The organism is Affinibrenneria salicis (assembly GCF_008710095.1).
Map to the genome: position 1 here is coordinate 1 of NZ_VYKJ01000035.1, position 6,286 is coordinate 6,286.

At 45.1% G+C, this 6,286-nt stretch carries 7 protein-coding genes; 4 read left to right on the top strand and 3 right to left on the bottom strand.

The window, feature by feature from the left end:
• The 3 genes from FJU30_RS26510 to FJU30_RS26520 all read left to right on the top strand — a co-directional run.
• Nucleotides 1–206, top strand: a 206-nt coding sequence (locus FJU30_RS26510; RefSeq protein WP_150437912.1) for an IS3 family transposase, incomplete at its 5' end; no start/stop codon positions are given.
• Between the two features lie 489 nt (nucleotides 207–695).
• Nucleotides 696–2,150: a trypsin-like serine peptidase gene (locus tag FJU30_RS26515; RefSeq protein ID WP_150437913.1), complete on the top strand. Its 1,455-nt coding sequence runs from the start codon at nucleotides 696–698 to the stop codon at nucleotides 2,148–2,150.
• Nucleotides 2,151–2,564: 414 nt separating this feature from the next.
• Nucleotides 2,565–3,797, top strand: a complete 1,233-nt coding sequence (locus FJU30_RS26520) for an IS110 family RNA-guided transposase (RefSeq protein WP_150437914.1) — start codon at nucleotides 2,565–2,567, stop codon at nucleotides 3,795–3,797.
• Nucleotides 3,798–3,932: 135 nt separating this feature from the next.
• Here FJU30_RS26520 and FJU30_RS26525 read toward each other — a convergent pair whose 3' ends face one another.
• Nucleotides 3,933–5,084: a YaaC family protein gene (locus tag FJU30_RS26525; protein ID WP_150437915.1), complete on the bottom strand. Its 1,152-nt coding sequence runs from the start codon at nucleotides 5,082–5,084 to the stop codon at nucleotides 3,933–3,935.
• Between the two features lie 218 nt (nucleotides 5,085–5,302).
• Nucleotides 5,303–5,635, bottom strand: a complete 333-nt coding sequence (locus FJU30_RS26530) for a helix-turn-helix domain-containing protein (RefSeq protein WP_150437916.1) — start codon at nucleotides 5,633–5,635, stop codon at nucleotides 5,303–5,305.
• Nucleotides 5,636–5,734: 99 nt separating this feature from the next.
• Between FJU30_RS26530 and FJU30_RS26535 the strand changes: the two genes are divergently transcribed.
• Entirely contained in the window at nucleotides 5,735–5,995 is a 261-nt protein-coding gene (locus FJU30_RS26535) for a helix-turn-helix domain-containing protein (RefSeq protein ID WP_150437917.1), read from the top strand.
• A 19-nt stretch (nucleotides 5,996–6,014) separates the two neighbouring features.
• On the opposite strand, the gene FJU30_RS26540 is transcribed toward FJU30_RS26535, so the two are convergent.
• On the bottom strand, nucleotides 6,015–6,286 hold a 272-nt coding region (locus FJU30_RS26540; protein ID WP_150437918.1), incomplete at its 5' end, for a helix-turn-helix domain-containing protein.

The following is a 6,286-nucleotide window of genomic DNA, read 5'->3' on the forward strand; positions in this document are numbered from 1 at the left end:
GCGGAAAGGGTTGCTGCTACGACAATGCGGTAATGGAAAGCTTCTATCACACGCTGAAAACGGAGCTGATGCGGGGAAAGGCGTTTGTCAGCAGAGAACAGGCGATGAACGCCATATTCGATTATATTGAGGTGTTTTACAATCGCCGTCGCAAACATTCGACGCTGGGTTATCAAACGCCAGTGGGTTACGAAATGGCGGCATAATTAGGTGGGAATAATTTCGGGGACAGATCATAAAATCAAATCCTAAAAGAAGAAGCAGGCGGCAAAGTCTCTTATGACCTCTGCCGAGCCGGGTACTACAGCAGAGAGTGAAGGTTCTCTATCGCCTTCTGATTGAGAGGGTAACGTTGTCTATCAATCCCATTTAATATCTTGCGATGGTCGATTATTTGGGACAGTTCGATACCTGATTCCAGAAGAACTGCTTATAGAGCGGTAGGACCAATACTATTTCTTATACAAAAGGATGCTTTTAGCATGACGGAATAGAACGGAAGCGGCATCATGGATGCTGGGGCTGAAGTTGGAGCAAAACAGGGAAGAAAGCGATGTGCTGCTACGAGGTATCAAACACTCGTCAATTGTAGTATAGGTTTCCTCCCATGCACTTCGGCAGTGGGTTAATCATTTCCCTTCGTACCCCATCAATTATTTAATTCAAAAATTTATTGAGATAGATAGAAATTAAACATGAGCGAAAAGCATTCATTTATGATGACTGAAGCCAATCCTGTATTGGCAGACTTGAAGTTGTCGTGGGCTTCTCCGGTTTTTAGTTCTGATGATGGAATTGGCTCCATGCGTTCCTTGCATGAAGCCGGTGATTCATTGGTTGCAGTTGCATACTTTGATGATGACGGCCCATCCTTTCTAGGAAGCGGTGTGATGGTTGCGCCGGGGTTGCTGTTGACTGCAACCCATGTACTTGATGAACTACGGGCTTTGGGAAAGCATCCGATGTTCCTGACATTCTTGCCGACAGGAGCAAGAGGATGGCTTGCTAAAGAAAGCCGGAATTCAATGCGCGAGAGTAAGTTTGAGGAAGGTGAAGCAAACCCATCAGACCTAACTTTGGTGAGTTGCACGCTAAACTCGGACGCATTGGCTGATTACCCGCTTAACCTTGGGACTTTAAGGGTTGGATTGCCACTCGTTGGCGAGCGTTTATGGGCATTTGGATTTAGGCATGGCCTTGTTGAAGATGGTGTAGCCTCCGTGAGTCCGATGGTCTCGTCTGGGCTAGTAACTGCTGCGTTTCCTCAAGGACGTGGGGAGCGAATGCCTGCGCCATGTATCGAGGTAGAAATGGACACTATGGGGGGGATGAGCGGAGGCCCGGTTGTTGACTCGGATGGGAACATCATTGGTGTGGTGTCATCTTCATTTGATGGTGGACCGTCTTACGTTACGCTTATTTGGGATGTTCTAAATTATCGAATTGGAGGGACAGTTCCAGCGCTAATGAAGTATCAAGATGTAAGTCTTTTAACTGCAAAGGCTTTGGGGCTTTCTAGAATCAAAGGCAGTATCGAGCGCAAGCCCTGGGGGGATATCGTCTTCACGATGTCTGAAGATGAGATGGAACTCATGAAATCATCCTCGGATCCATCGACCATTACAACATCCAATAAATTTCTGAACGATGATCAATTAGAAGAATTCATTGAAAAATGGGGCTACGATCTAGAGCACGCAGCATCTGAAGCTGCAATTGAATGTCTTGAGAGCGCATCTGACTCTCCCATTCAAAGATTTTTGGGGGCAGTTGGAGTTCCTTTGGAATGTCTCAAAACTATCCAGAGTTTTTCCGCTACCGACTTTGAAGGGGTGGAGGATCCGGAGATATACTCAAGCGAGCAATTAAATGATGAAAATATCAAGCTCGGCTATTATTTTGAGCTGCTGAGTGTAATATGGGAGATCGAGGTCATAGAAGAAGACTACCATGCTCACGAAATGGACTTTGATAGCCACTTTTATAATCAAGAGCTGAAAGATGGAATGGTACGTATGGAGGCTTTTCAACGGTGCCTTTTTAAAGCTGATGTTATTTTCAACCCAGAAACAGAAGAATTTACTGATATAAAATTCGTCTGGATGGGTATTCGGATACCAAACAAGAGAGTACAAAATAACACTGAATGATTGAACGCCTGAAAATCTCTGAGTATGAGCGGGTTTTCAGCAAGGGGCTTTATTTTTCAGAAGCTGATATCTGATGGCGGAGTAATGGTCTACTGATGCTCCCTTCAGAATATAAGCTACAAGGAGAGAGTGAAGCTCCTGGCACGAAGGCGTCGGTCAGGGGGCAGACATGTCTGTTCAGAGCGATATATAGTCATTCGCACCCTGAGAATTACACTTTGAAGTGATTCAGGGTATGCGCTTACTGGTTACGAATATTGAGCGAGAATCATGTGATGATCGCCGCTTTTCTTTCGAGCCAGTAGGTGCTCCACGTTCGCTAACGAATACTCAGGGCATGCAGATAAACTGCTGGCTATATTTCTTTCGAAGAGCGTGGAATGCATACCAATCCCCGGTTAAAAGGAGTTGGTAATGACTGCGACTAATCATTTTGCTGCACATGTTGGTCTGGACTGGGCAGATAAAAAGCATGATATCTGTGTTCAGTTTAAAAATGGCGGGCGCGTATTCCATGTGATTGAACATACAGCAGAAGCGCTTGATATCTGGCTTACCGAGTTACATCAGAAGGTGAAAGGCAGGATCGCTATCGAGCTGAAGAAAGGGCCTGTGGTGTATGCTCTTCAAAAATATCCGTTTATCACTGTTTTTCCTGTCCACGCTTTATCGCTGGCTCGTTACCGGCAGGTCTTCTCACCCAGCGGCGCAAAAGATGATCCGCAGGATGCCGAACTGGCATTAGAGTTAATGCTACGTTACCCCAAAAAGATAAAAGCCATTGAACCCGACAATGCGGATATTCGCTTACTTCAGCAACTGGTTGAGCAGCGTCGTCAGCTGGTTGAAGATAAACGCCGTTTTGTGAACCGGCTAATCAACACGCTTAAACAGTATTGTCCTCAGCCCCTGGAGTGGTTCTCACATCGGGGTAGTTTGCTACTGTGTGAACTGATTATGCGGTGGCCGAGTCTGCAACAACTGAAACGCGCCAGGCGCGATACGATCCGCAACTTTCTGAATGCCAAAGGTGGCCGCGCAATGGCCCTTACCGAACGACGTGTTGCGAGTATTGATAATGCGATCCCATTAACTACAGACCCGAGTGTTATAGAGGCTAATGCTTTGATGGCGACAGCACTGGCGACACAAATCAAAGTCGTGAGTGAAATCATCAAAACCTATGACGAACGAATCGAAACGTTGTTTGACACATTGCCAGATGCAGATCTGTTTAAATCGCTTCCAGGCATGGGGCCGTATATAGGCCCGCGGATGCTTGCAGCACTGGGTGACAACCGTGACCGTTTTAACAGCGCAGAAGAAATTCAAAACTACGCAGGTATAGCACCGGTGACAGAACGAAGTGGCCAGAAATCCTGGGTTCACTGGCGATGGCAGTGTACCAAATTTGTCAGGCAGACCTTTGTTGAATGGTCTGCTAAGACGGTTAAATCATCATACTGGGCCAGGTTGTATTACCAGGGACAGCGGGAAAAAGGAAAATATCATCAATCCGCGATCCGGGTTCTGGCATTCAAATGGATAAGGATCATTTACCGCTGCTGGAAGACCAGAACCAGCTACGACGAAGCGAAATATTTGCTGGCACTCGAAGCGAGATACTCGCCCTTACTGAAGCCATAAAAGCTTGTTGAATGACTCAGGGCGTGAAGCGGACATGATTCTTAAAGGAATGCTAAAAAATAATAAGGATAAACAGGGTATGTAATTAAGCAAACACAAGGCATTTTCAAACACCTTGTGCAAACATCTAATTAATTAGATGGGAGAATTCATGCTATCCGGTGAAGTCACAACTAAATGTGTTTTTGTTAACCTTTCCACTGCAAGTTTAGGCAACACACTATCAAAAATAGCCAAGTAATTTTCCAAGAGAGAACTAATGTAATCAAGTTTACCATGCTCTATCTCATACCATGTTTCTGGAAGGTACCTGACTATAATACTTAGCGTGTATAATACGACCAAGTGTAATACAAATGGGTCTTGAGTCCCCCAGAAAGGTACAATTGCACTTGTCCCACAATAACCAGATTTGTGCGTTAAGACATGATCCCACCATAACTCATCTTCCGGATGATAAACTTTCCCGACGAAATATGCCTCGTCAAATTTAGTCTGATTTTCTTCAGACTCTTTCTCAATGTCTGTAATTCCTAGGTTATAAGAGTTAAGTTCCTCGGCCGTTACTTCAGCATTTTTTGGATAAATAGCCGCATATGTAAACCCTGAAAAATCTGGTGTGGGTTGTGATAACCCTTGCAGTGTTAACCGCTTTGATCTTAACATCATATTTCTACTTGCATGCCCAATTTGGAATGAAAGCGGATTTTCACCAAGCGTTTCTTTTAATAGTGGTCTTAATTCAGGAATTCTTCTTAACAAATCAGTCAAGGTATATGTGTATGATGCTTCTAATTCTTCAGCATTTCTTGGGCGTCGCTCTGCTGCATATTTTTTAATTTCGATTCCTATTTTTTTTGCATATGCGTAAAAATGTCCGCCTCGAACACACCCAATTTTTATATTGTCAGGGAAAGTTGCGTTTTCAATAGTCTGCGTAAATAGTCCGTGCCCTAACTCAGTATGCTTTTGTACAGTTTTTAAATCATCTTTGGGATCTCCTGAGGAAATTTGTTCAGCTAGGCTTATCTGTAATAAAGCGTAGTACCTAGAGAGGATTTTTGAATTTAACCCACCATTTTCTGTTTCCCAATATCCAATTGCACTTCGTATTGCGGAGGACATTCCAATTGATTTATTAATGTATTCATCTTCTTGTAGTGAAGGGTGATTTTTTTGGATTATTTTTTTACAAAGTTGTGAGCTTTTGAGTCGTTTCAATCGCAACCAGATAGCACCGCTAACGTCCGCTGCAACGAAGCGTTCTATTGTTTTTTGTGAAGACATCGCTGTTCCTTTGTGTGTGATGAACTGTTTACCAGCACATCATAAAGTAGCATAACATGATGTTAGCAACGTCTACTTCTGGCACTGACCTGACTGTCAGATCGACTTGCACCCGAAATAACAAAAACAAATATATAACCCAACCTAACCGATCAGTTTTCTGAAAAAAGACTCCCGTACATCGCTTTCAGGTCACTATGCGACGAAACATCCCAGCATCAGCGATGTAGTACAGCCCGACTCTTTACCAGCGCAAGAATGTCCGTTTTTTCTTTTGGTGGTAGTATCTGAAACGTCAGGATCAGGTCAGCAAGTTCATCATCTGCGGTATAAAAATAGGCTAACGGCACGTTCAACACATCCGCCAGCCGTTGAATCGTCTCGATGTCGGCCTCATGCACGCCCTTTTCATAGCGATTAATGCGGGTACTGGCGACAAATTCATCAATCCCCGCATCAATACCGAGCTGTTTTTGCGATAGCCCTTTCGCCAGGCGCGCCTGCTTAAGCCGTTGGCAGAAAATAGCGTGGTAATTGGGTTTGTTTTTCATGACTACGAGAATCGTAGTTTTTGCTTGAGCGGGATACTACGAATAACGTAGTATTAGGTGATGCATGTTCCTTTTACGACGACAAGTTAGGGGGTTTACATGAAAAACGACTGGCATCAGGCAGATATTTTCGCCGCCTTACACAAACAAGGCACAACCATGGCTGCGCTTTCCCGTGCTGCGGGGCTGAGTTCATCGACACTGGCCAACGTTATTGCCCGCCCCTGGCCGAAAGGTGAATGGATAGTTGCCGAGGCGTTAGGTATTCACCCTGCCGAGATTTGGCCAAGCCGCTACTATGACTCAGAGGGAAGATTAATCGACCGTAAGATAAAAATCAGAGGAAAGCGGGCTAAGTAACGCAATCGCGTTACCTGGTTCATTTATTTTCCAGCGAGGCAAGCAGCGCGTTTTGTTGTGCGACGGGCAGAGTGGAAAACGTCAGGATCATCTTCGCCAGATTATCGTCGTCTGCATAGAAGTATGCCAGCGGAACATCTAAAGCCTGCGCCAGACGGCCGGCAGTCACGATATTGGCTTCGTGTACGCCTTTTTCATACCGGTTGATACGCGTACTGGCAACGAACTCGTCAATCCCGGCGGCGATACCCAGCCCTTTCTGGGACAGCCCACGAAGCTGACGGGCATCCT

Bases quoted from the DNA above. Each gene is read 5' to 3' on its own strand.
- FJU30_RS26520 (WP_150437914.1), top strand. From the start codon at position 2,565: ATGACTGCGACTAATCATTTTGCTGCACATGTTGGTCTGGACTGGGCA.
- FJU30_RS26515 (WP_150437913.1), top strand. From the start codon at position 696: ATGAGCGAAAAGCATTCATTTATGATGACTGAAGCCAATCCTGTATTG.
- FJU30_RS26525 (WP_150437915.1), bottom strand. From the start codon at position 5,084: ATGTCTTCACAAAAAACAATAGAACGCTTCGTTGCAGCGGACGTTAGC.
- FJU30_RS26530 (WP_150437916.1), bottom strand. From the start codon at position 5,635: ATGAAAAACAAACCCAATTACCACGCTATTTTCTGCCAACGGCTTAAG.
- FJU30_RS26535 (WP_150437917.1), top strand. From the start codon at position 5,735: ATGAAAAACGACTGGCATCAGGCAGATATTTTCGCCGCCTTACACAAA.